At 65.1% G+C, this 22,796-nt stretch carries 32 protein-coding genes; 16 read left to right on the top strand and 16 right to left on the bottom strand.

The features are described 5' to 3' along the window. Positions 1–113: 113 nt before the first annotated feature. From E5X34_RS04830 to E5X34_RS04820, 3 genes are all read left to right on the top strand, one after another. A complete protein-coding gene (locus E5X34_RS04830; protein ID WP_292561760.1) occupies positions 114–1,646 on the top strand; it encodes a formyl transferase in 1,533 nt (510 codons plus the stop codon). After that, the gene (locus E5X34_RS04825; protein WP_292561757.1) at positions 1,643–2,851 is read left to right on the top strand and encodes an NAD(P)/FAD-dependent oxidoreductase; all 1,209 of its coding nucleotides are present in this window, start codon (positions 1,643–1,645) and stop codon (positions 2,849–2,851) included. The genes E5X34_RS04830 and E5X34_RS04825 overlap by 4 nt, the downstream gene beginning before the upstream one ends. A gap of 334 nt (positions 2,852–3,185) precedes the next feature. Continuing rightward, positions 3,186–3,683 carry an N-acetyltransferase gene (locus E5X34_RS04820; RefSeq protein WP_292561755.1) on the top strand — a complete coding sequence of 166 codons (498 nt, stop codon included), beginning with the start codon at positions 3,186–3,188 and terminating at the stop codon, positions 3,681–3,683. A 7-nt stretch (positions 3,684–3,690) separates the two neighbouring features. Here E5X34_RS04820 and E5X34_RS04815 read toward each other — a convergent pair whose 3' ends face one another. From E5X34_RS04815 to E5X34_RS04785, 7 genes are all read right to left on the bottom strand, one after another. Further along, complete coding sequence (locus E5X34_RS04815; RefSeq protein WP_292561752.1) at positions 3,691–4,443, bottom strand: ABC transporter ATP-binding protein; 753 nt, start codon at positions 4,441–4,443, stop codon at positions 3,691–3,693. Beyond that, on the bottom strand, positions 4,436–5,587 hold the full coding sequence (locus E5X34_RS04810) for a hypothetical protein (RefSeq protein ID WP_292561749.1): 1,152 nt from the start codon (positions 5,585–5,587) through the stop codon (positions 4,436–4,438). The genes E5X34_RS04815 and E5X34_RS04810 overlap by 8 nt, the downstream gene beginning before the upstream one ends. A gap of 67 nt (positions 5,588–5,654) precedes the next feature. Then, positions 5,655–6,059: a periplasmic heavy metal sensor gene (locus E5X34_RS04805; RefSeq protein WP_292561746.1), complete on the bottom strand. Its 405-nt coding sequence runs from the start codon at positions 6,057–6,059 to the stop codon at positions 5,655–5,657. Then, complete coding sequence (locus tag E5X34_RS04800) at positions 6,056–6,496, bottom strand: hypothetical protein (protein WP_292561743.1); 441 nt, start codon at positions 6,494–6,496, stop codon at positions 6,056–6,058. The genes E5X34_RS04805 and E5X34_RS04800 overlap by 4 nt, the downstream gene beginning before the upstream one ends. Further along, positions 6,493–7,089, bottom strand: a complete 597-nt coding sequence (locus E5X34_RS04795) for a sigma-70 family RNA polymerase sigma factor (RefSeq protein WP_292561740.1) — start codon at positions 7,087–7,089, stop codon at positions 6,493–6,495. The genes E5X34_RS04800 and E5X34_RS04795 overlap by 4 nt, the downstream gene beginning before the upstream one ends. Positions 7,090–7,180: 91 nt before the next feature. Continuing rightward, positions 7,181–7,564, bottom strand: a complete 384-nt coding sequence (locus tag E5X34_RS04790; RefSeq protein WP_292561737.1) for a hypothetical protein — start codon at positions 7,562–7,564, stop codon at positions 7,181–7,183. Between the two features lie 28 nt (positions 7,565–7,592). Then, positions 7,593–8,027 carry an EF-hand domain-containing protein gene (locus E5X34_RS04785; RefSeq protein ID WP_292561734.1) on the bottom strand — a complete coding sequence of 145 codons (435 nt, stop codon included), beginning with the start codon at positions 8,025–8,027 and terminating at the stop codon, positions 7,593–7,595. 234 nt (positions 8,028–8,261) lie between these two features. Between E5X34_RS04785 and E5X34_RS04780 the strand changes: the two genes are divergently transcribed. The 3 genes from E5X34_RS04780 (at position 8,262) to E5X34_RS04770 (ending at position 10,453) form a co-directional block, all read left to right on the top strand. Next, complete coding sequence (locus tag E5X34_RS04780) at positions 8,262–8,684, top strand: EF-hand domain-containing protein (protein ID WP_292561731.1); 423 nt, start codon at positions 8,262–8,264, stop codon at positions 8,682–8,684. A gap of 43 nt (positions 8,685–8,727) precedes the next feature. Beyond that, positions 8,728–9,150, top strand: coding sequence for a BA14K family protein (locus tag E5X34_RS04775; protein ID WP_292561728.1), 423 nt, complete (start codon positions 8,728–8,730; stop codon positions 9,148–9,150). A gap of 301 nt (positions 9,151–9,451) precedes the next feature. Next, a complete protein-coding gene (locus E5X34_RS04770; protein WP_292561726.1) occupies positions 9,452–10,453 on the top strand; it encodes an aldo/keto reductase in 1,002 nt (333 codons plus the stop codon). Between the two features lie 17 nt (positions 10,454–10,470). On the opposite strand, the gene E5X34_RS04765 is transcribed toward E5X34_RS04770, so the two are convergent. The 3 genes from E5X34_RS04765 to E5X34_RS04755 all read right to left on the bottom strand — a co-directional run bounded on the left by E5X34_RS04765 (position 10,471) and on the right by E5X34_RS04755 (position 12,790). Continuing rightward, a complete protein-coding gene (locus E5X34_RS04765; RefSeq protein ID WP_292561723.1) occupies positions 10,471–10,698 on the bottom strand; it encodes a hypothetical protein in 228 nt (75 codons plus the stop codon). 67 nt (positions 10,699–10,765) lie between these two features. Continuing rightward, positions 10,766–11,395, bottom strand: a complete 630-nt coding sequence (locus E5X34_RS04760) for a glutathione S-transferase family protein (RefSeq protein WP_292561720.1) — start codon at positions 11,393–11,395, stop codon at positions 10,766–10,768. 297 nt (positions 11,396–11,692) lie between these two features. Then, positions 11,693–12,790 (bottom strand): NAD(P)/FAD-dependent oxidoreductase, encoded by a 1,098-nt coding sequence (locus E5X34_RS04755; protein WP_292561717.1) that lies wholly within the window; start codon positions 12,788–12,790, stop codon positions 11,693–11,695. Positions 12,791–13,020: 230 nt separating this feature from the next. On the opposite strand from E5X34_RS04755, the gene E5X34_RS04750 reads away from it, so the two are divergent. Next, positions 13,021–13,212 (top strand): hypothetical protein, encoded by a 192-nt coding sequence (locus E5X34_RS04750; RefSeq protein WP_292561714.1) that lies wholly within the window; start codon positions 13,021–13,023, stop codon positions 13,210–13,212. A gap of 213 nt (positions 13,213–13,425) precedes the next feature. Beyond that, complete coding sequence (locus E5X34_RS32890; protein ID WP_366664872.1) at positions 13,426–13,884, top strand: helix-turn-helix transcriptional regulator; 459 nt, start codon at positions 13,426–13,428, stop codon at positions 13,882–13,884. 167 nt (positions 13,885–14,051) lie between these two features. On the opposite strand, the gene E5X34_RS04745 is transcribed toward E5X34_RS32890, so the two are convergent. Together E5X34_RS04745 and E5X34_RS04740 are read right to left on the bottom strand one after the other, a co-directional pair. Beyond that, positions 14,052–14,273 (bottom strand): hypothetical protein, encoded by a 222-nt coding sequence (locus E5X34_RS04745; RefSeq protein WP_292561711.1) that lies wholly within the window; start codon positions 14,271–14,273, stop codon positions 14,052–14,054. A 15-nt stretch (positions 14,274–14,288) separates the two neighbouring features. Beyond that, positions 14,289–15,155: an RNA ligase family protein gene (locus E5X34_RS04740; RefSeq protein ID WP_292561708.1), complete on the bottom strand. Its 867-nt coding sequence runs from the start codon at positions 15,153–15,155 to the stop codon at positions 14,289–14,291. A gap of 122 nt (positions 15,156–15,277) precedes the next feature. Between E5X34_RS04740 and E5X34_RS04735 the strand changes: the two genes are divergently transcribed. Both E5X34_RS04735 and E5X34_RS04730 read left to right on the top strand, forming a co-directional pair. Further along, positions 15,278–15,463 (top strand): DUF3606 domain-containing protein, encoded by a 186-nt coding sequence (locus E5X34_RS04735; RefSeq protein WP_073988684.1) that lies wholly within the window; start codon positions 15,278–15,280, stop codon positions 15,461–15,463. Between the two features lie 321 nt (positions 15,464–15,784). Further along, the gene (locus E5X34_RS04730; RefSeq protein ID WP_292079052.1) at positions 15,785–16,081 is read left to right on the top strand and encodes a hypothetical protein; all 297 of its coding nucleotides are present in this window, start codon (positions 15,785–15,787) and stop codon (positions 16,079–16,081) included. A gap of 118 nt (positions 16,082–16,199) precedes the next feature. Here E5X34_RS04730 and E5X34_RS04725 read toward each other — a convergent pair whose 3' ends face one another. After that, the gene (locus E5X34_RS04725) at positions 16,200–16,403 is read right to left on the bottom strand and encodes a KTSC domain-containing protein (RefSeq protein WP_292079051.1); all 204 of its coding nucleotides are present in this window, start codon (positions 16,401–16,403) and stop codon (positions 16,200–16,202) included. An 81-nt stretch (positions 16,404–16,484) separates the two neighbouring features. On the opposite strand from E5X34_RS04725, the gene E5X34_RS04720 reads away from it, so the two are divergent. Continuing rightward, positions 16,485–16,697 (top strand): hypothetical protein, encoded by a 213-nt coding sequence (locus E5X34_RS04720; protein WP_292561704.1) that lies wholly within the window; start codon positions 16,485–16,487, stop codon positions 16,695–16,697. 45 nt (positions 16,698–16,742) lie between these two features. Next, complete coding sequence (locus tag E5X34_RS04715; RefSeq protein WP_292561701.1) at positions 16,743–16,970, top strand: hypothetical protein; 228 nt, start codon at positions 16,743–16,745, stop codon at positions 16,968–16,970. A gap of 174 nt (positions 16,971–17,144) precedes the next feature. Here E5X34_RS04715 and E5X34_RS04710 read toward each other — a convergent pair whose 3' ends face one another. Next, positions 17,145–17,378 (bottom strand): hypothetical protein, encoded by a 234-nt coding sequence (locus E5X34_RS04710; protein WP_292561697.1) that lies wholly within the window; start codon positions 17,376–17,378, stop codon positions 17,145–17,147. A gap of 174 nt (positions 17,379–17,552) precedes the next feature. On the opposite strand from E5X34_RS04710, the gene E5X34_RS04705 reads away from it, so the two are divergent. After that, positions 17,553–18,146 carry a DUF922 domain-containing protein gene (locus tag E5X34_RS04705; RefSeq protein ID WP_292561694.1) on the top strand — a complete coding sequence of 198 codons (594 nt, stop codon included), beginning with the start codon at positions 17,553–17,555 and terminating at the stop codon, positions 18,144–18,146. On the opposite strand, the gene E5X34_RS04700 is transcribed toward E5X34_RS04705, so the two are convergent. After that, positions 18,143–19,567 (bottom strand): LuxR C-terminal-related transcriptional regulator, encoded by a 1,425-nt coding sequence (locus E5X34_RS04700; protein ID WP_292561691.1) that lies wholly within the window; start codon positions 19,565–19,567, stop codon positions 18,143–18,145. The genes E5X34_RS04705 and E5X34_RS04700 overlap by 4 nt on opposite strands. A 167-nt stretch (positions 19,568–19,734) precedes the next feature. Between E5X34_RS04700 and E5X34_RS04695 the strand changes: the two genes are divergently transcribed. From E5X34_RS04695 to E5X34_RS04685, 3 genes are all read left to right on the top strand, one after another. Further along, complete coding sequence (locus tag E5X34_RS04695) at positions 19,735–19,989, top strand: DUF1127 domain-containing protein (protein ID WP_292561688.1); 255 nt, start codon at positions 19,735–19,737, stop codon at positions 19,987–19,989. A gap of 177 nt (positions 19,990–20,166) precedes the next feature. Continuing rightward, the gene (locus E5X34_RS04690) at positions 20,167–20,334 is read left to right on the top strand and encodes a hypothetical protein (protein ID WP_292561684.1); all 168 of its coding nucleotides are present in this window, start codon (positions 20,167–20,169) and stop codon (positions 20,332–20,334) included. A gap of 63 nt (positions 20,335–20,397) precedes the next feature. Next, positions 20,398–21,939 carry a winged helix-turn-helix domain-containing protein gene (locus E5X34_RS04685; protein ID WP_292561681.1) on the top strand — a complete coding sequence of 514 codons (1,542 nt, stop codon included), beginning with the start codon at positions 20,398–20,400 and terminating at the stop codon, positions 21,937–21,939. Here E5X34_RS04685 and E5X34_RS04680 read toward each other — a convergent pair. After that, positions 21,929–22,348 carry a VOC family protein gene (locus tag E5X34_RS04680; protein WP_292561678.1) on the bottom strand — a complete coding sequence of 140 codons (420 nt, stop codon included), beginning with the start codon at positions 22,346–22,348 and terminating at the stop codon, positions 21,929–21,931. The two genes, E5X34_RS04685 and E5X34_RS04680, sit on opposite strands and share 11 nt — an antisense overlap. Positions 22,349–22,796: the final 448 nt, after the last annotated feature.

The following is a 22,796-nucleotide window of genomic DNA, read 5'->3' as shown; positions in this document are numbered from 1 at the left end:
ACAGGATCGAAATTAGGTGCAGCTGAAATTGGAGACATCGTGCGCATGCGGCGGGAACTAGAACCGGCGGGCCTGCCTGCCGGCTCCGGAGGCGAGTCGCCTGGGGACGGGCCATGCGGCTGAGCCTGCGCATCAACGGCGACTGCGTGCGCGCTTTCCATGTAGCGCTGGCCGAAAGGCTGTCGCAGTTGCCTGGCGTCGAGCTTTGCGTCGACGCGCGTCCGGCGGCGGGCGGTGTGCCGCAGGCGGCCGAGGCGCTGTTCCAGCTTGAGACGCTTATCCACCGCCTGCCCGCCAATGGGACGGCCAGGCGTGTGCCGATTTCGACGCTCGCCGGCCATGCGAGGGCGTCCCAGCTAGCCGATCTCACGATCGACCTCGTCGGCGACGTCGAGCCGCAAGGCGGACAGGTCTGGCGGCTCGCCTATGACGGCGTCTGCGGCGAGGAAGCGCTGCTGGCGCTCATCCTTGCCGGGCGCACGCCGCTCGCCCGCCTGGAGCAGAACGGCGCGGTTGTCGCCGAAGGGCGGCTCGGCACCGAATATCACGGCATCGCGCTGGCATCCTTCCAGGACATGCTGGCGCGCACGGCCAGCCTGATCGTGGCGGCGGTCAACGGCGCCGCGCGCTCGCCCCTGCCCGTGCTGCCCGAACCGCCATCCGGGGCGTCGCCCCCGCCCATGCCATCCGCCACGAAGCTTGGCGTGCGGGCTGCCAAGGCCACGGCGCGGCGCATCGTCCAGCAGATCTATCATCTGTGCTACAACGCCCCGCACTGGCGGGTCGGCTGGCGCGAGACCGGAGGCAGCGACCTCTACGAACTGCGCGCCCATCCGCAATCGGGCTGGCGGGAGCTCGCCGACGACGGCAGCCGCTTCTACGCCGATCCGTTCCCGGTGCTTTACCGCGGCCAGGTGACGCTGTTCGTGGAGGACTACATCCACCGCACCGGCAAGGCGATCCTGTCGGCGGTGGCTTTCGGGCCGAACGGACCGGCAGGCACCCCGAAGCCGGTGCTGGAACTGCCCTACCACCTCTCCTACCCCTTCGTGTTCGAGCGCGACGGCGAGATGTGGATGGTGCCGGAAAGCGGCGCCAACCGAACCGTCGATCTCTACCGCGCCACCGCGTTCCCGGGCGGCTGGGTCAAGGAAGCGACGCTGTTGTCCGACATCGTCGCCAGCGACGCCACGCTCACCGAGCATGGCGGGCGCTGGTGGATGTTCGCCACCGTGCGCGACGGCGGCGGCGCCTTCTCGGACCAGCTGCATCTGTGGTCGGCGCCGGATTTCCGCGGGCCGTGGACGCCGCATCCGAAGAACCCCGTTATGATCGACATTGCCTCCGCGCGCCCGGCGGGCCGCATGGTGAAACGCGGCGGCCAGCTTCTGCGTCCCGTGCAGGACTGCCGCAGGAGCTATGGCGCCGCGCTCGGCATTGCGCGGGTCACGCGCCTCGACGAGGGCGGCTTCGAACAGGTCGTCGAGACGATCCTCAATCCAGGCGCCGGCTGGGCCGGCCGCAAGCTGCATACGCTCAACGAAGCGGGCGGACTGGAATTCATAGATGGTTCGGCATTGGCGCCGCGCTGGAAGCAGACCCAGCGGCGGGAGAGCATGCCCACGGGCCTTGGAGACAAGCAATGAGCAACACCGAGAACCGCGAAACGCCCGCAGCCCCGCCCGGCAGGACCGAGGCGGAAGTGGCGATCGTCGGCGCCGGGCTGGCCGGAACCGTTCTGGCGATAACGCTCGCCAAAGCTGGCCGCAGGGTGGCGCTGATCGATCCGCACCGTGTCCACCATGACGAATTCCGGGCCGAGAAGACCCGCGACGAACAGATGGGGCTGTTCGAGAAGCTTGGCCTCGGGCAGGTGTTCAGATCGCTCTCCACGCCGATGACCGATCTCCATGTCTTCCGCTTCGGCCAGTTGTTCGAGCGCAAGCAGACCTTTGAATACGCCTTCTCCTACGCGCCGCTGGTCAATGGCATGCGCGCGGCGCTGCCTCCGGAAGTGCCGCTGACGGTGGGCAAGGTCGCCGAGGTGTCGACCGGGCCGGACCGGCAGCGCCTAATGCTCACCGACGGCTCCGTCATCGATGCGCGGCTTCTGGTGGTCGCCACCGGCTACAGCGAGGCGGTGCGGCGCGCCATCGGCGTCGAGCGCATCGAGGAATCGAAGGCGCATTCGCTGTCGATGGGCTTCGATCTGGCGATCACGCCGCAGGAATTCGGCCTGCAGTCCCTCACCTTCTACGCGAGGCGGGTCGCCGATCGCATTGCCTTTCTTACCATCTTCCGGATCGGCGAGCGGCTGCGAGCGAACATGTTCGTCTATCGGACAGTCGCCGATCCATGGGTGCGGGCGTTTCGCGAGAATCCGCAGAAGATGCTCATGGACCTGATGCCGGAGATTGCCCACCGATGCGGCAACTTCGCCGTCGCCAGCGAGGTCGAGGTGCGGCAGGTCAGCCTGACGACGACACGGGGCCATCGCCGCGACGGCGTGGTCTTCATCGGCGATGCGTTCGCCACGACCTGCCCGGCGCAAGGCGACGGGATAAACCGCGTGCTAACCGATGTCGATTGCCTCAGTTCCACGCATATCCCCGCCTGGCTCGAAACGCCCGGCATGGCGGCCGACAAGATCTGCGCCTTCTATGATGATCCGATCAAGGTCGCGGCCGACACCAGGGCGCTGCGCGCCAGCATCTATGCCAAGCGCATCACCACCGACAACGGGCTGGAATGGCGCCTGCGCCGCCTGCGCAACAACACCGCGCGGCAGTTGATGGTCTTTGGCCGACGGGTCCGCGAAGGTGGAAAACCGGCCGAGCCGCGTGCGGCGTGAGAGGGGCGCTGCGCCGCCGGGCGTGGCCGGGAACGTCATCGTGAGTGAGCTTACGAATCCGTAAGTCGCGTCCCTGGCGATGCCGGCTTAAACCTAGGGTGAGCAGTGTCTCCTGCTCGGCGGGACAGCACTCCCGTCGCATCAATGGCCCGCTGCCGCCTCCATCGGTCCGGCAGCGGGCTATCCGGCGGCATGCAGGACGTTTCCGCTGCCCGTGATAGCCGCTTGAACGCCCCGAAAGAGCGCCGACCGGATCCGCGCCTTCAGCGCGCCCGAGGGGTTGGCCGCGCAGCGCGCTTCGCCCTATCTTCGGATCGAAACAAGGACAACGACCATGACCCGCATCCGGGCGATGACGAGGAACGACCTTGCCGATGTGTCGCGGCTGCTCGGCCAATCCTGGCAGCGGACCTACGCGCCGATCATGGGCGACGAGACCGTGGCCAGGCTTTCCGACGAAAGGCACGCGCCGGACAAGCTCTCGGAAGAACTGGAGGACGAGGATAAGATGTCCTTCGTCGCCGAACGCGCCGACGGCTCGATCGCCGGCTATGCGATGGCGGCGATGGACGCCAAAGGCGACGTCACGCTGGAGCGGCTGCATATCGAGCCGCAGGCATTCGGCAGCGGGCTTGCGGTCGACCTTCTGCATGCCGTGCTTGCCGCGCATGCCGGCATCCCCTCGATCGCGCTCGAGGTGATCGAAGGCAACGACCGCGCGATCGCCTTCTACCGCAAGCACGGCTTTGAAGTGGTCGAGCGCCGCGAAGCCGCGCATGGCGTCGGCGGCCACGCCTCGCTGATCATGCGCCGCATGCTGCCGATGGCCTAGATCGACATCAGGCAGCGGCTCGCATGCGCAGCGCTTGCATGACGCTTGCCTCGAAGGCGCCTGGCGCCCTGCCTGCCTCCACCAGTTGCGCCGCATCCCAGCTTCGGTTCAGGCTGCCATCGGCCATCAGGACGGCGCGGCTGCAGAGCGCCGGTACGGCTTCCACCACATGGGTCGACACGATCACGGCGTGGCGGCCGCTCGCGCAAAGCGCGGTGATCACGCGCTTCACTTCCCAGGCGGCAACCGGATCGAGGCCGTTCAGCGTCTCGTCAAAAATCAGCAGCGGCGGCCGGCCGAGAAGTGCCGCGAGGATCGCGACCTTGGCTCGCGTGCCGAGTGAATATTCGGCGATCGGGCGGTCGATCCAGCGGCCGAGTTCGAGCCGCTCCAGAAGGTCGGCGCCCGGCAGATCGGCGCTTGGCAGATCGTTTGGCGCGCAGCCGCGGATCGAGGCGACGAGTTCGATATATTGGCGTCCCGACAGCGGCGCCGGCAAGTCGTGCGGCTCGATGGCGAGGCCGAAGCCGGCCTTGGCGCGCTCCGGCGCGGCGGCGAGGTCGACGCCATCAACCATCACGCTGCCGCCGAGCAACGGGATTTGGCCGGTGATCGCCCTGATCAGCGTCGACTTGCCCGAACCATTGGCGCCGAGCAGGCCGATTATGTCGCCCCGGCGGAGCGAAAGATCGATGCCGCGCACCACGGCGCGCCCGCGATAGCCGGCGCTGAGCCCGCTGACGGCAAGCACTTCATCCATTGCGATACCTCTGTCGGGTTCTGTGCCATAGGAAAACCACCAATGCCGCCAGGCCGATCAGCACGGTGCGTCCATATTCGAGCGTTTCATAGCTGGCATAGGCGAGCGCGCTGGCGAAGCTCAGCATGGCGACGAAGGGCGTGTTGAGGAAATAGGCGCCGAACACCGCATAGGCGCCGTTCAGCACCAGCAGCCAGAGCCCGCCCGCCACCGGCACGGCCCATGCCGACGGCTCGGCCGCGAGCGCCGCGCCCGCCGGCAGCAGGAAGAAGGCGAGCGACAATTGCAGCGGCAGTTGCACCAGCCGCAGCCACACGCGCGTGAAGCCTATGGGCGCCGTGCGCAGCACCGGCGAGCCGAGCGGCTGGCAGCGCAGGCTGAGCATGAAGATGAGAATGCCGCCCGCCAGGCCCGCGACCGCCGCCGGCCCGGCCGTGCGGCCGGCAAGGCTTGCCCATGCGCCTAGGATGGCCGAGGCTGCGAGCAGCAGGCCGGCCGCGGCGAGCTTCCATGATGGTCGCAAATGGCCACCTGGCAGTTTCCAGGCCCAGCTCGAAAGCCAGCGCGGACGCGCCCGGTCGAGGCGGCCGAGCCGCGGCCTTCCAACCGGCGCCGTCTCGCTCGCCGCCTCATCGAGGAGAAGACGTGGCTGCCGCAGGCGCCAAATGGCTGCCGTGCCGAAGCCCAGGGCAAACAGGATCGCCGCGCCCACGCCCCAGGCCGCCGGCAACGGCTTTCCAATGATGGCGCAGGCGAAGCCGACCAAAACGGCAACCAGAACGCCCAGCGGCGCGAAGATCGCCAGCGTCGCCCTGCCAGCCATTTGGCGGCGCTGTCTGGAGCCAAGCGGCAGCGCCTTGAGGAAAGGCGCGAAAGCCCGTTCAAGGCAGAGCCTGGCGACCGCGTTGCCTGTGAGCGCCCCGAGCACTGCCAGGGTGAGCGGCAGGCCAAGGGTCCACAGGAGCTGGTCGTGGCGCAACCTTGGGGCCGCGGCCTGCAAGGCAAGCACGATATCGGCAATCGCATAGGCCAGCAGCGCGCCGCCGCCGAGCCCGATCCAGGCGAGATCGCGGCGCCGCATCGCCCGCAGGCCGGCGATGAGCTCGCGCCGGAGCAGTATCAGGACAAGCCGGTCGTGCCGCATTGGTTCGTCATCATGGTTCCGACACGCGAATAGGTCACGGCAATTGTGCCGCGAGTAGGGCGATGGCTCACCCGCCCCCCGCCGGCTTCGCGGCGACGTTCTTCATAGCGGCAACCAGGTAGTCCTGCACCGTTGCCTGAAGGTTGGTCGTGGCGGCGCGAACCGCCGCCATCGCCTGCCTGACCGCCGCCTCGTCGAAAGGTCGCGCCTGCTCGGCCGCAGCCAGGTCGGCGCGCGCCGCGCGCAGCTGCCGCAGCGCCTCGAACGTGCGGGCGCGGTTGTCGCGCATGACCGAGCGGAATTCCTTGCGCACCTCGGGCGAGTAGGCGCCCGCGACCTCGGCCAGCAGCCCGCGTGCGGCGACCGCCTGGCGCAGGCCATGCGCGGCATAGCCGATGAAGAAGAAGTTGAGCGCGAGGGACAGCGCAAGCACGACCAGCACCGCAGCCCATGTCCATGAACGACCGGTCATAGCGCGTCCCCCTCGCCCGCATCACCCGCGATCGCCGGTCCGCCGTCATCGGGAAGCCTGGCGCCGGCGGCGAGCGCCAGAAGCTCGGAATCCTGCGGCTGGTCCTGGAGGCGCGCCACTTGGTAACCGGCGATTGTCGCGGTGACCAGCAAGGCCGCGGCGCAAGCGGCGATGCCGGCCGGTGCGACGAGCAAGCGCGGCACCAGCGAAGGACGCGCCGCGCCGCGATCGATGCGGGCCAGCACCTTGCGCGCCAAAGCGCGATCGTCGCCCTCGACCAGGGCGGCCTGAAGCACCAGCCTGTCGAGCGCGTCGTCGGCGCCGGCATCGCCGTCAAGCGCCATGAATGCCAGGGCCGGTCCTCTCAAGGCCTCTGGCCAGGCATCGATGTCGTCGCCGAAGCGGCGGCGGTTGTTCTCGAATTCCTCGCGTGTCATGAGGACTTCCTTTCGCGGCCCCCGGCCGCATCTGCCAAATGATCCCTGAGCGCGCGGCGCCCGCGCACGAGCAACTGTTCGACCGAGCCCGCGCTGGCGCCCATCACCTCGGCGATCGCACCGATGTCAAGCTCGCCCACAGCCCGCAAAAGCAGCGCCATCCGCTGGCGCTCCGGCAGACGCGACAGGCCATCGCGCACGATTGCCAGTTCCTGCCTCGCCGCTGTCGCGGTCTCGGCATTCGCTTCCGGCGCGGCGGGCTCCTCCGCAATGTCGTCCAGCCCGAAGAAATTGCGCAGCGCGCGACGCCGGCGCTGATCGATGCAGCGGTTGGCGGTGATCCGGTAGAGCCATGTCGAGGCGCGCGCCCGGCCGGGATCGAAGCGCGCGGCCTGTTTCCAGACGGTCACGAACACCTCCTGCACCACGTCCTCGGCATCGGCGGCATGGCCGAGATAGCGCGCGGCGAATGTCCGCAGCCCACGGCCGTGGCGGGCCATGAGCGCGGACAAAGCCGCCTGGCTGCCCGCGGCGATGCGGGCCAGAAGCTCCTCATCGCCACCGACAGCTTCATCCCGCACGGCAGCGAGCACCGGTCGAGGAGCCTCCGGCGGCGAGGCAGAAATCCGCGACGATCCGGCTCGGGAGAAGAACGAATTCCGACGTCAAGTCCACCACCAGATGTCAGCGGCGCCAACGGCGGAAGCCGTGAACCGTGTTGCCGTTCGGGCCCGTGAAGCTGCCGACAGAACGGCCGCGAAACGGTCCGGCCGCGCTGTAGCGCTGACCCGAAACGGTCTTGCCGTTCGGCCCGGTGGCAGAATAGCTCCTGGAGCAGCGGTCAACAACGCCGGCCTTGCAGGTTGAGTTCGACGTGTAGGTGCCGCCATTCGGTCCGGTCCGCGTGGTCGAGCCGGTGTAGGTATTGCCGTCCCGGTCGACGCTGCGGCTCAGTTCGCCGCCATGCACGGTCTTGCGCGTCCATTCCTCGGCCGAGGCCGGGGAAGTGGCCGACCAGACGACCATTGCGCCGAGGCAGAACAGCGAGAGTTTGAATCTTGAAATCATGTCATTTCCTTTCTGGAAGGCAGGTTGGTCAATTGGCGTGAGCGGCCACGATCTTGCGGATGGCCGCGATCTCATCGGCGGAGAGCCTGCCGTCGCCATTGCGGTCGGCGAGATCGAAGAGCGGCGTGCTGGCCTGGAACTCGTCCTCGGTGACCTTGCCGTCGCCATTCCTGTCCATGCGCCGCCAGCGATTGCCGAGGCGGGCCTCGGTTGCCTGGGCACGGTCTTCGATGGCTTGGCGGGCGGTTTCGATCTCCTTCTCGTCGATGACGCCGTCGCCATTGCGGTCGAGCCTCTTGAAGAGACGTTCGCGGGCGGCGAGCATCTCGTCCTTCGAGATCGCGCCGTCGCCATTGGTGTCGAGGCGTTGCAGGATGCGCTGGCCGGGCATGTCCTGCGTCGCGGCGGCGCAGACCGGAGCGAGCCCGAGAAGCAGGGCTGCAACGATTGCTGAGCGTTTCATGGTTGGTCCTTTCGAAATGTCACGTCGCGAGATGGCGACTGTCGGCCAATACGCAGCCCGGCCCGTGCTCCTACGCCAGCGTCCGGATTTTTTTGCCGGCCGCCGTGGCGCGGCGCCCCCGCGTGTCGAACTTCCGAAAAATTCGCGGCCGCCGCGTAGGAGCCGTCGAACTCGCGCGTAGGAGACGCTGCAAGGACGATCCGCGACGGGTCGTCGAATTCAGCGGAGACCCAGATGACCAAGATCGTGATCGCCCTTACCGGGCTGCTTTTGTGCGGCTGCAGCGCCTTCGCCGCCGACACGGGCGCCCGGGAGGCGTTCCGGCGCATCGACACCAATGGCGACAGAAGGCTCGAATTCAGCGAGATCCAGGCAGCGCGGGCGCGGATGTTCGACCGGCTGGACGCCAACCACAACGGCGTGCTCGACCCCGAGGAGGTGCAGGCGGCCGTGGCGCAGGTCAAGGCGAAGCGCGACATCCAGGCCGCGCGCTTCGCCGGCCTGCAGGCCGAGGCGGGCCGCATGGACCGCAATGGCGACGGTAAAATCTCGCGCGACGAATTCACGGCCGCCATTCCCGACCGGCTGCTGCAGGCGGACACCGATGGCGACGGCGCGCTTTCGATTTCCGAACTGCGAGCGGTGAAGCGCCAGTGATCCCGCCGTGATCCCAGGTGACACAAGACAAAGGAGAGAGACGATGAAATGGATATCGACGGCCTTATGCGGCCTGGTGCTCGGCGCATCGATGCTGGCCTCGCCGGCAGAGGCAGTTCCGATCATGCCCGCTCCGGGCCAGGCATCCGTGACCAGCCAGGCGACGCCGGTCTGGTACCGGCGCGGCTTCTACGTCGTCGGCGGCGCCTACTACTACAACGGATTCAGGGGCTATTGGCGCATGCGGCCCGGCTACCGCTACTACAATGGCTACTGGTTCCCGGCCGCCGCCTTCGCGGCCGGCGTGGCGGCCGCCACGGTCGCGCCGCCCCCGCCCCCCGCGGCGCGCCTGGCGGCCGCCCATCTGCGCTGGTGCTTTGACCGCTACCGCTCCTACCGCGCCTGGGACAACAGCTACCAGCCCTATGGCGGTCCTCGCCAGCAGTGCCTGTCGCCTTATAGTTGAGCCCGGCGCGGTGTGGGCTGTGGATGCATGAAAAAGCGCGTCGCACCGAAAACGAGTTCGGGCGACGCGTTACAGGCTTTTTGTCCAAACGTCGGTGTGGGTGGTTCCGTCGGGTCCCCGAGGGAGTGGAGTCGGCCGGAACCACCCGCCCGCCTTGTGTCCTTCCCAAGACGGGCCGACTATACGGCGCCGTCCTGCGGTTTCCTTGACCTGAATCAAGCGCTGTCGGCTCGTGCTGGACGTGCCCTGTCCCCGCCCTATACTTTCGCGAGCGCTGATTTTTCGCGGGAGACAAGGACATATGAGCCTCGGCAAACACAAACTCGGAAGCCAGGGGCTCGAAGTGTCGGCCATCGGCCTCGGCTGCATGGGCATGAGCCAGGCCTATGGACCGGCCGACGAGGCGGAGTCGATCGCGACGATCCACCGGGCAATCGAGCTCGGCTGCACCTTCCTCGATACGGCCGAGGTCTATGGACCTTTCGTCAACGAGGAGCTGCTTGGGCGCGCGCTGCAAGGCCGGCGGGACAAGGTGACGATCGCGACCAAGTTCGGCTTCCGCATCGTCGACGGCAAGCAGTCCGGCACCGACAGCCGGCCCGAACACATCCGCGAGGTGGTCGACGCTTCGCTCAAGCGGCTCGCCACCGACCACATCGACTTGCTCTATCAGCATCGCGTCGATCCAGCGGTGCCGATGGAGGATGTCGCCGGCGCGGTCGGCGAGCTGGTGGCCGAGGGGAAGGTGCGCTTCTTCGGCCTGTCGGAAGCGGGCATTGCCAACATCCGCCGCGCGCATGCCGCGCATCCGGTCTCGGCGCTGCAAAGCGAGTACTCGCTGTGGGAGCGCAACCTCGAGCCGGAGATCATCCCGGCGCTGAGGGAGCTCGGCATCGGCCTGGTGCCGTTCGCGCCGCTCGGCCGCGGCTTCCTGGCCGGCGACGTCAAGCGCGCGGAAGACTATCCGCAAGGCGATTTCCGCCGCGGCGATCCGCGCTACCAAGGCGAGAACTTCGACTCGAATGTCGCGGCTGCCGCCGCTGTGCGCGACATTGCAGCGGCAAAGGGCGTGAAGCCCGGCCAGATCGCGATCGCCTGGCTGCTCGCCAAGGGGCCGGACTTCGGCATCGACATCGTGCCGATCCCCGGCACCAAGCGGCGGACCTATCTGGAGGAAAATGTCGCGGCGGCGGATATCACGCTCGATGCGACCGAGATGCTGGGGCTCGACATGGCGCTGACGCCCGACAAGGTGTCCGGGCCAAGGTATAACGAGCGCACGATGTCGCTCGTGGACAGGTAGGCACGGTCCTCAACGCCCTACTTGCTTTTGCAATCCGCCCTCGCCTCCATCGCTTTCCTCGCCTCGCCCTCGCTGGCGTATGTCTTCTTGTCGAGATCCACGACAAGCGTGCCATCCGGCTTCTTCGGCACGATCTCGCACTGCTTGGAGACCGCGTCCCTGGCGACCCAATATTTTTCGGCCGCCATGGCGGGCAGGCTCATGATGCCGGTGGCGAGGATTGCGATGGCAAGGGTGCGGGCCATTGCGGGCCTCCATGGCTCTGGTTGAAGCCATTGGGAAACGCCCTGCCCGCCGCCATGTTCCGGCGGCTCACCCGCCCGAATGCGGATCGATGCTGTAGGGATGCACCGGATAGCCAGGTCCGATCGCCTCGCCCACTCTTTCCACCCAGGCTTCGACGGCCGGATAGTCGGCGAGCGAGAAGCCGCAATCCTCAGCGCGGTGGCTGTAGGCATAGACGGCGATGTCGGCGATGGTGAGCGTATCGCCGACCAGGAAAGGCGTGTCGGCCAGGCTGCGCTCCAGCGCGCCAAGCGCGCGGACGCCCGCCTCGCGCTTGCCGGCGACCAGGGCCTGGTTGCGCTCCAGGCGGCCGGTCAGCGTCCAGAAGCGCAGCGAACCGATGACCGGCTCGACATAATACTGCTCGAAGAACAGCCACTGCATGACCTTGGCGCGGGCAAGCCGGTCCGCCGGCAAAAACGGCGTGCCCTCGGCGACGAGGATGAGGATTGCGTTGGACTCGGCGATCGCCTGGCCATTGTCCACGGCGAGCACCGGAACGGCGCCGGCGGGGTTGAGCTTCAGGAAGGCCTCCGTGCGGCTCTCGCCCTCGAAGATCGAGACCATGCGGGTTTCGTAAGCGATGCCGAGCAGGCCGAGCAGGACGCGGATCTTCCAGGCGTTTTGCGACGGGAGATAATCGTAGAGCATGAGCATGGCCGATCCCTCATTGGCAGCAATGGCTTCGCATGAGGTGGTCCGATGCGCCACCCGATTCAGGTGGGCGGGGCTCAAAACACAGAAAGGTCTGCGCGAGGCCCCCCTCTCTGCCCTACCGGGCATCTCCCCCTCAATGGGGGAGATTATATGTCATGTATGCTTTCGCCAATCACCAGCGCTGCAGGGAGACGGCCGTCGCCGAAGCTGCCAATCTCCCCCCTCGAGGGGAGATGTCCGGCAGGACAGAGAGGGGGGCGAAGGAACCCGGCCTATCATACTGACCGCAAATAACCCTCACCTCCCCGCAATATCCTTCGCCACTGCCTGCGCCTCGATGCCGATCTCGCGCAGCAGGCCGGTGACGGGGTTGTGGAAGCCGACGAGATAGACGCCCAATTCGCTCGCCCGCGCGTTGACGCCGCTCTTGTCCGGCCTGAGCTCCGCCGACAGGAAGGCGTCATAGGCAGGACGATAGCCGGTGGCGAAAATGGCCGCGTCGAATTTCTTCTCCACGCCATCGACGAATGTCGCGCCGTCTCCGGCGAAGCTTGCGATGTCCGGCGCAATGCCGATCCGACCCTGCTTGATCGCCGCAACGGTGCCGATATCGATCACCGGAATGCGGCCGGCCTCGATGCCTTGCAGGATGCCTTGCTTCGGCCGCACGATGCCATATCGCTCCAGCCGGCCCAGCGCCAGGTCGAGGATCTTGGGGAACATCCAGTCGTTCAGCGCCTGTGGCATGGTCCGGCTGGCGATGCCCACCATCTGGATCGGCACACCGAACAGCTGGCGCGGCACGATGTGGACGCCCTTGCGCACCGAGATGGTGGGGTGAGCGCCGCTTTCGGCCAGGTCGAGCGCGATCTCCGCGCCCGTATTGCCCATGCCGACGATCAGCACGTTCTTGCCGACATAGGGTGCCGCCTCCGTGTAGGCGGCGCTGTGCAGCACCTTGCCCTTGAAGGCCTCGATGCCCGGGAAATCCGGCACGATCGGCTGGGCGTTGTTGCCAGTGGCGACGACAGCTTTGCGTGCGCTGAAGCGTCCGGCATCGGTCTGGACCAGCAGGCGGTCGCCCTCGCGGCGGATGGACTTAACCGTGACGCCGAAGCGCGGCTCAAGGCCGAAGCGCTCGGCATAGGCATCGAGATAGGCCACGACCTTTTCGCGCGGAACGTAACGGGGATGGTTTTTCGGGAACGGCACGAAAGGCAGCGAGGAGAAGGATTTCACCGTGTGCAGATGCAGTCGCCGGTAATGCCGCCGCCAGGACGGCGCAACCTCATTGGCCTTCTCGAGGATCACGAAATCGACGCCCGCCTGTTTGAGGCAGGCCGCAACGGCGAGCCCGGCAGGGCCGGCGCCGACAATGGCGACATTGGTCTCCAAACGCTTTTCTCCCGCCAAAGCGGCAAAAACTATGACGGGAAGGGTTGGAGGGGCAAGTAGGGAGAAGCACCCATGCTTCCTGCGTAGGCGCCGGCGCCCTATCCCCCTCCAGCGGTTCGACCGAACGCGCCCCATCGCGGAAATGTCGGGCCGCTCAGGGGAACCGTTTCCAGCCCTCAGGAGTTTTGTCTGCCGGCGGATCGCGGGTAACTCATAACTTGAGGATGGTCATGCAACAGATCGGCGAGTCCAACAGCCCAGTTCAGCCCCTCGATGAGATGGAGCAGCAAACCATTATGCGCATTGAGGAAGCTGAGGAGCTCATTGAGGAGAACCGCCGACTCATAGAGCGGTCCCGAGAAATCCTTGCGAGCGCACCCGAGCTGCCTGCTGCGTCTGGCAAGGCAAAGCGACGGACTTGAAAGCTGCTCGTGCCAAGGCTTTTACGGACAAGCCGTCTTCAGCCGCTCCGGCGTCAATGGAACTCGCGTAAAGGGCTGTAGCTTGGCGGCAACAGCTTGCGCGATGAGGCGCGCCGGTCTGCGATCTTGCCGTGACACTCGATCGCAGACCGGTGTCCACTCCCGGGTAGAAATGGGACGGTCCGATACTGACGCATCGCCACCACGGCCGCGATGTCAAATGTTGAATCCTGTCAGCCGCGCCGCCATCTGCTTCGTTGTAAAAATCGGCCCCACCCGGAACATTTTAGCGAGATTGAATGTTCCAAACTTATGGACAGTCGACATGAACTCTCGGCGGAACAGGTCAGACTCGCCCGCGCCCTCTTGAAATGGTCGCGGGTGCGACTTGCTTCCAAGGCCGACCTCAGTGAAGCAACGATCAGCGGAATCGAACACGGGCTAAAGAACACCCGGCCTAGCAGTGTGCGTGCTGTGCGGCTGGCTTTGGAGGCTGGGGGAATTGTCTTTGCGCCGGATGGGCGCGCTTCGATAGTAGATCCGAAAGGCCAGATCACCGTCGACAACAGAACGTGGCGCCGGCGGATGGCGGACCGCTCCTTGACTCGCGACCGATCTGAGGTGCGATCTCAAATGAGAGCCGTCGCTCGAAAGAAAAACCCGCCGACCTAAGCCGACGGGTCATCTTCCCTCAAACTGCTGCGCGCCCCTTTCCCCGGATGGTCCGCCCGAAACCCAGGAAACCCCGCACAAGCCTTTTCTAATGGAATCTCATGTAAAGGGCTGTAGCTTGGCAGCAACAGCTAGCCCGACTAATGAGGCAACGACCGTGCTGCCGCTTAGGACATGTGTGAGCGACCCAGAGGCAGCCGTGACAGCAAAACAAGCTCTTCCTCATCTTGGATGCCGGCCATGAAGTTTGCGAGGATTCGGGACGCCAGAGCCTCACGTTCATCAGCAGTCTGCTCCTGATATTTCAGGCGGTCGAACACCCTCGCCAAGAACTCCAATTCAGCAGGCTCGAAAATTCCCGCGTCCTGCGCCTTCTGGCGAACTGGCATCGCAGTAACTCCACCCTACTTTTCGCGAAAGTCCTTGAGCGAGGCATGACGCAACGTCTCCTCGCCCTTGAGGAATTTCACCCGTCCGACCAGGCCCGGCTTCAGCCATTCCGCCTTCTGCTTTGCCATTTCCTTTGGAGGCGGAGCACCAACCTTGCCCTGCACGCGATCCCAGAGAGCCTGTCGTTTGTCGGCTTTGAAAGTGACAAACGCACCGCCCATATAGCGGCCCTTGTCGGCCATCAGCACCATGGGAGGCTTCCCCGCCTCACGCTGCACGCCAATGATGTCCATTTCGGCTTCGACGTAGCACTTGATTTTCCGCCAGTTCATGGTCGCGCCGGAGCGATAGACACTGTCGAGGCGCTTCGAAACGATGCCTTCCAGGTTGGCCTCGCACGCGAGGTGGTAAACGGCGTCGCCAGTGCCCGGCAGAGCCTCCGAGAACTGGATATGCCCACCTGCCGGGATAAGCGCTTGTAGCACCTCCCTGCGATCTTTCAGGGCCATGTCGCGCAAGTCATGGCGATTCAGATGCAGGAGGTCGAACGCGACGAAATAGAGAGCCTGAGGCCGCCGTGTGATAGCCGAGCGCAGCGCATGGAAGTCGGACAGGCCTTTTTCGTTGAGCACAATCATCTCGCCTTCGATAATGAAGCTCTCTGCCTCCAGGGTCTCGGCTTCCTTGGCGATCGACTTGTACTTCGCAGTCCAATCGATACCCGACTTTGTGAACACTCGGACGCCTTCATCGTCCTTGAGGATCTGCGATCTGTAGCCGTCGAATTTCACCTCATGGCTCCAGCCGTCTCCCTTTGGTGGTTGCTCGACAAGCTCAGGCTCCATCGGGCGAATGAAGGACAGCCGGACCGGCTTACGCATGAGAGCCCCAACGCATCACTCAAGTTTGATTCAATAGCGCAGGGTCGTTTCAGTTCCGTTAGCTGCAGCTAATGGGAACATTCGGTGCGGAACTCTGTTCTCTCTCACCAGGAGGAACAGCTATGGCAGACGACAAAACCAAGCGCGATTTCAGGGACCGCGACCGTGTTTCGGCGGATGAGGATTACGAAGTCCGCTACTTCGCTAAACAGCATCGCATCACGCCCGAGCAGGTGCGTGAACTGATCGGCGAGCACGGCAACGACAGAAAGACGTTGGAGCGCGAGGCAAGGAAGCTTCGAGGATGACGAGGCTTTCCGAGCTCGGTCCGCCGAAAGGGGTGACAGTGCACCGCCCGCCGGGCTCCATTCGGAATTCGGATTTCTATCGCTGCGAGACGTGCAGCCAGGTCGTCGACTGCCAAGACATCAGACAGGTCATGTGGCACGAGTTCCAGGACGATCATGAGTCGCTGGAGTTAGACGCCTGACGCGGATAATATTCCTGCCCGCGACCTAGGATGGTCCTCCAAGGCGGCGAAACCTGGCCTGCGCTACTGTCAAGCCGCAACCACCGCGAAACAAAGTCGTGAGGCGAGAGTTATTCCACTGTTCAACAAGGCCAGCGGAATGCCCACTTTTCATTTCCACGTCGACAACGGCGAATTCAACCCCGATGATGAGGGCGTCGATCTCCCCGATCTGGATGCCGCGCGCCAGGAAGCAGTGCGCGCCGCCGGCGAGATGATAAACGACAGCAAGCGATCGTTCTGGGAGCATATGACCCCTTGGATCATGAATGTGACGGATGACAGAAATCGGCTTCTGTTCACGCTCCAGTTCGCAGCAAAGGTGCCATCAGGAGAGGCTCTTTACATTCCGCGAGAGCGCGAAACAAAAAACCCGCCAGCCGAAGCCAGCGGGTGAAAGGTGGTTGGGCTCGGACCCGCCAGGACCGAGCGACCAATCATGTGCACACGACAGGATGAAGCCGCGCCCACAAATGTTAAAGGGGTCATTGCGTAAGCCTGCCTGATATGGACGCTTAGTCCGGAACGCGGCGATACGGGAAATGATTTCGAATGTGGTCGTTGAAAAAGCGGCCCTTGACGAATGCCGATCGGAAAGCTGCGTAGGTCTCAGGCGGCACCCCCTCAAAATCGTAGCGCTTGCCGCTAGCCACGAACCACACAGAGAGGATCCTGCTGGCCTGATCGTACTCAGTCTTCTTGATCGAGGTGGATGGCAATGACGCACCTTGCGAGTTTGCATTCGCAAACGCCGGGGACGCGGCTTTTGTTTCAGGGATGTGAACCTATAACGCCCCTCCATGAAGACGACAGCGACCTACGATTCGGCGACGGACACATTCACGCTTGAGAAGGGCATATGGCGAGGGGCGTTCCCGATTGGCGATTTGCAGAAGTGGCTGACTTTCTATCGCCAACAGATGGAGCGCTACCCTGCGCAAGCGCGGTCCTACGCAGAAGACGTGAAGGCTCTTGAAGCGCTCGCCAAACAGATCGGCGCGAAATTGCACTGATCCATCCTGCCCGGAACATTTTAGCCCTTCTGCATGTTTCTATGAATGACCAAGAACGATCCTGACTGCCGCGCCGCGCTCCAACTTATCCGGGCCACGATCGAGGAGCATTGCCCGCCTGGCGTGCTACCGAGCGAAGATTTCACCTATGGCCGCGATGGTCCTTCCCTGCTGTCCGAAGCTGAGGCGCTATCAGCCGCGATTGTGGCCACGGTCAAGCGGCTGAGCTTCGAGCCGCGCGAGATGCCGCCAGTGCCAAGCATCAAAGCTTAGCTGGAGACGTCTCTCGATCACCGTATCAAGCACCGCGAATTCTTCCAGTGCTGCTACTTCCAGCGGGTCCGCTGCTTGTGCCGCCGCCAAAGCGGCAAAAGCTATGAGGGATGGGGGTAGAGGGGCAGGTAGGGAGAAGCACCTGTGCTTCACCCATGTCAGGGCGCCCTCGCCCTAGTCCGCCGCGCGCGGCGCCTCGGGCTCGTCCTCCGGCGGTTCGAGTATCTCGATCAGTCTCGCCACGCGGGCGCCGGGCATGGCATGGCCTTCATTCACCAGCGCCTCGTCGGCGCCGATCCAGGCGAAGGCCTCGCGCAGCTCCTCGAGGCTTGCTCCAGTGAGCGCGATGTCGGCGATGACGGCCTCGTCGACCGGTCCAAGCACGGAAATGATCTCGCTGCGGGTCATCTTGTCCTCCCCCATCGGTTGGGATGATTGGCCAAGGAAACGGATGACGGGCGGAGCGGGTTCCGGCACGGCGGCCTGTAGTCTCCTTCCTCAAAGGACGGATTGCCCGCGCGCTTTGATCTTGCGCGAGACAACCGCTATGCACCCAACGGACGGAATCCCATTGAGTCCCTCATGAAATTCGCCATCCTGCTTTGCGCCTTGCTGCTTGCCTCCCCTGCACGGGCGGACTGGAAGCCCATCGAGAGGATCGAGACTTATGCCGTCTCCGGGCAAAGCGCGGAGCAGCTTTATCTCTCGATCGGCGAGAAGGGCCCGCTGGTCGGCGAGGCGGGCGGCGGGCGTCGCGTCATCGCGCACACTTTCTTCAAGCTGACGTGGCAGCGCAACTACCAGCCGCAAGGCAGCGCCTGCGTGCTGAAGTCGGCGCGGCCGAAGCTGATCATCACCTATACGCTGCCGAAGCCGGCCGGAAAGCTGGACCCCGCCCTGCAGGCGCGCTGGGACCGGTTCGCGGCCGGCCTGATCGCGCATGAGAAGGTGCATGGCGCCGGCATCATCGCCATGGTCGACAAGATCGTCGCCTTCAGCACCGGCCTCACCGCCGAAAACGATCCCGGCTGCAAGAAGGTCAGGGCGGAACTGACGGCCTATCTCGACCAGCTCTCCAGGGCGCAGCGCCAGGGCAGCCGCGACTTCGACACGAAGGAGTTCGGGCAGGACGGCAACATGCTGAAGCTGATCGCGGCGTTTCTGGCCGGCGGCTAGCGGATCGCCACCAGCTTCGCCGCGTCGCGGATAGCGCGCACGGCGTCCGGATTGGTGACGGGATAGCCCGCAATGAAACCGTCCACCGAGAAGCCTGAAAATTCCGTGCGCAACCTGCCCGCGATGGCGGCTGCCTCGGCCCCCTCGCCCTCCCTCGCATGGGCGAGCATCAGAAATATCAGCACGTGCGGAGAATCCGGCGTGCTCCGTCGCAGCGCGGCTATGGCTTCCCGGTACTTGCCGGCCGTGAACAGGACCCGCCCCTGCATGCCGAAATACCATGGCGGGGCAAGCGGGTTGAGGCGCATGGCGCGCTCGATGAGCGGGATCGCTTCGGCCGGATCGCCCGCGACCAGCGCCTTGCTGCCAGCAAGCAGCGCCAGTGTGTCGGCATGATTGGAACCGCATTCGAAGGCGCGCCGGTGCGCTCTTTCAGCTGCCTCCAGATCGCCGAGGCAGCCCATGAGATCGCCGAAGCAGTTGTGCGCGGTGCTGTCGCTCGGGTCGAGCCGCAGGGCATTCTCGGCCGCCCAGCGCCATTTGGCGATCGAGGCGTTCAGATCGTCGCCGAAGCCGTTGCATGCCTCAATCGAATAGGCGTAGGCAAGTTCGGTCCAGGCCTTGACAAGGGTCGGGTCAAGCTCGAGGGCGCGTGAAAATAGCCTGATGGCTTCCCTGTTGCCGCTGCGGCTGAAGGTGTTGTGCTGCTCGACACCCAACAGATAGTAGTCGTAGGCGCGCAGGCTAGCGGGTGGCTTGCGGCGGATCGCATTGCGGCCGACCGTGGCGATCGTTCCGAAACAGCCGGCGAGCACGTTGATGACGCTTTCGGTCAAGCTGTCCTGCAGCGCGAAGATGTCCTCCACGGGCCGGTCGAAGCGCTCGCTCCACAGGCTGACGCCGGTCCCTGCGTCAGCGAGTTCCATCGTAAGCCGTACCCGTTGGCCGACCGCTCGCAATTGACCAGACAGGATATAGGCAGCGCCCAACACCTTGCCGTCGGCGGCGAAATCGGCCGGCCTGCTGCCAAGAGCCTTCATGGTGTGAAAGGCAACGACCGGGAAGTCCGCGTAGCGCGCAAGATCGACGGTAATGTCCGACGAAAGGCCGTCGGCAAAACGGCGCCATTGCTCGTCGGCACTCAGGCATTCGATTGGGAACATCGCGAGCACCGGCGAAGCTTCGGGCCCGTTCGGCGACATGGCCGGCGCGGCTGCGATGGCGTTGATATGCATGGCGAGCGCGACCTTGCTGCGCACGCCTAGCTTTTCATAAATCGCGGCGAGATGGGTGCGCACGGTGGACGGCGCGATGAACAGCGCCTCGCCGATCTCGCGATAGGTCATGCCGGCGGCGAACCTCTCCGCCACCGCGCGCTCGCGGTCCGACAACACCTCCGAGGTCGTCACGATGCGGTTCATGGCTTGTCCTGCCAGCGGGCATAGATGCGATCAACCGTAGAACCATCAAAATACTACAAATGCAGGACCCAAAACACTGCATGCGGCCGATGGTTCGGCGCATGGCGAAGGTTCAGGCTCCCCGCATGCCTTTCCAAAGGGCAGCGTTTCAAAGGAGGGAGCCGACCATGAAAACGATGCTGGACACGATATCCGGGTTCTATGGCGCCGTGCGGCTCGATCTCAGCGAGCCGCCGACGGGCGTCGATCTGGCCGAGCGCCGGCCCGGCCTGTTCGGCCTGCTGTCGGCATGGGGAGAGCGGGCGCGGTTTCGTGAGGAGCTTGCGACCAAGGCGCGCGACACGCCGCATCTCATAGGCGATATCGGCCTGACGATGGACCAGGTGCGCGATGAGCTCGCCAAGCCCTTGTGGCGCCGCTAGGCCGGACGGATTCAGCGAAAAATCAGGATTGTTTCAGGACAAACGGACGCCCTCGGGACGATGATGGCCTTCATGGGCGGCACATGGCGCCGACGCCAGCCACGGAGGTCGATCATGCATGCGAGGACTGACACATCATTTGCACCGACGTCGCTGTCGCGGGGCGAAGCGCTGAGCATGCTTTCTGCGAGCATCGCGGGACCCTGCTGCGGCGAGGCCAACGAGATGCTGGCCTGGCTTTCCCTGCTGCCGTCCAATGAGACCGCGCCAGGCAAGACAGGCGTCGAGCCGAACGCCGCGCGGCGCCGTTCATGGCTTGGCCTGCTCGGCATGTTTCGGGCTTGACCTTGCCGGCATTTGCCCTCCCAATGAACCCTGCGCAATCAGGCGTGTCGATGGGGCAAGGGCTTGGCGCTACGGATCGGCGGCGCTGTTCTCGATCTTGACCGGGGTACGCTCCGGCGGGACGGCGAGATTGTGCCCATCCGGCCAAAAACCCTGGAGCTGCTCGCCTTCCTGACGCGCAATCCGGGACGGGTGCTGAGCAAGGACGAGCTGATGCAGGCAGTCTGGCCGGGCATCATCGTCACCGAGGACTCGCTCACCCAGTCGATCCGCGACGCGCGCAAATCGATCGGCGACGAGGCGCAGGCGCTGATCCGCACGGTGCCGCGCCGGGGCTACCTCTTCCAGCTTCCCGAGACCGAGGCCACGCCGCCGCCGCCGTCGGCGGCGGCCGCGGCGCGGGCGGAGCCTACGGTGGCGGTGCTGCCGTTTGATGTGGATCCCGCCAACGCCACCGCCAGGGCGTTGTTCGACGGCGCCGTGGAGGAAATCACCAACGCGCTTTCATATTTCAAGACCGTCGCCGTGCTGGCGCGGCATTCGGCCTTCGCTCTGGCCGAGCATTCGAGCGAGGACATCCGGGCGACGGCGGAGCGGCTCGGCGCGGACTATATCGCCGAAGGCCGCGTCGAAACCGCGGGGACGGAATACGGCGCGCGCGTGGTTCTGACCGAGACGGCATCCGGCCGGCGCGTCTGGTCGCAGAGCTTCACTTTTGCCCCGGCCGATATCTTCGCTTTCCAGACGATGGTGGCGCAGCGGATCGTGACGGCGCTGGTCGCCAATATCGAAAGCGCGGTGATGCGGCGCGGCCTCCCCGCGGCTGCGGCCAATGTCGAAGCCTATCTGCATTTCCTGCGCGGCAAGGAGCTGCTGCGCAGCTATGGCGAACGGGTCAACCAGGATGCGCGCGAGCATTTCCTCAAGGCGATCGAGCTCGATCCGCAATCAGGGCTGGCGCATGCCTATCTGGCTCTCGCCGAAGTGATTATCGGCGGCTACAACGACGCGCCGCGCGCCGTGCTCGACCAGGCGCGCGACCGGGCGCTGCACGCGATCGCGCTCAGCCCGGACGAGGCGCGCTGCCACCGCATGCTGGCGCTGACGCTTCTCTATCGCGGCCGTGACGAATACGACGCAGTCGAGAAGCACTTCGCCCGCGCGCTGGATCTCAATCCCTACGACGCGGACACGCTCGCCCAAACTGGCTTCTTCCGGGCGCTGCGTGGCGACGGCGAGGCCGGGCTGGCCCTGCTCGACAAGGCCATCCAGCTCAATCCGATGCATCCGACCTGGTACTATTACGACCGGGGCGAAGCCTTGCTGATCCTCGGCCGCTACCGCGAAGCGGCCGCGTCCTTCTCATGCCTGCCTCGCAAGAGCGCCTGGCAATGGGCGAGACTGGCAACGTGCCACGCCCTGGCCGGCGACGCCGAGAAGGCGCTGGCCTGCGTGCGTGAAGGACGCGCCCTGGAGCCCGGCCTCACCATCGCGCAAATCATCGAGGAAACGCGCATCGAGCGATCAGAGGACCGCGAAAGAATACGCGAGGGCCTCGAGCTGGCGGGCTGGGACAGCAACGGCCCTTTGCTCTCTAAAAGCTGATCTCCACCGCCGCGGCGCTTCGCCGGGCCTCGCCATGGAACACCGCCTCGATGTTGTTGCCGTCGGGGTCGAGCAGGAAGCAGGCATAGTAGCCGGGATGGTAACGGCGCTCGCCCGGCGCACCATTGTCCTTGCCGCCGGCAGCGAGCCCGGCCTGGTAAAAGGCATCGACTATGGCGCGGTCCTTCGCCTGGAAAGCGAGATGATGGCGGCCGGTCAGCACGCCGAGCGCGGCGCGGCTGTCGGCGCTGGAGACGAACAACTCGTCGGCCCAGAAATAATCCTGCGCCTCGCCGCCGATCGGAATGCCCAGCACCTCGAACAGGCCGCCGTAAAAACGCCGGCTGGCCGCAAGGTCGCGCACCACGAGCTGGATGTGGTCGATGAGCCGGCCGCGATAGAGTTCCATGGTGTGCTCCTGATTGAGGGAACCAATTTAGATGGGAGTGGGGCGCGGTCAACGTGGGGCGCTGCACTATGCTGACATGCTGAAAGCCTGACGGGGCAGCGCCCGCTCCGTCCTGCCGGACATCTCCCACTTGGGAGGATCACAAGCTGCGGCGCCTGGCCATTTAGCTGTAATGGCGCGGCGCCTATCTCCCCCCTTGTGGGGGAGAAAGCATTTTCCTGCATTTGCGAGTGGGCTTGTCCCCGAGCAAGTGCTTGGAAAATGCCAGAGAGGGGATTTCGTAGGGCGCATACGCCGCTTCTCGTAGAGCGCTACCTTACCTCGTCGGCGCTTTTCCCCTCTCTTGCGATTTCTAACACTTAGCTTCGCTAAGATGTTGAAATCGCTTTCTCCCCCACAAGGAGGGTTTTGCACGGGAGCCGATATTTAGCGCACGAGGCAGATGGGC

It is taken from the genome of Mesorhizobium sp. (assembly GCF_004963255.1).
Lineage (GTDB): Bacteria > Pseudomonadota > Alphaproteobacteria > Rhizobiales > Rhizobiaceae > Mesorhizobium.
The sequence above is the reverse complement of the archived record's forward strand: the minus strand, read 5'-3'. Positions and strand labels throughout refer to the sequence as shown.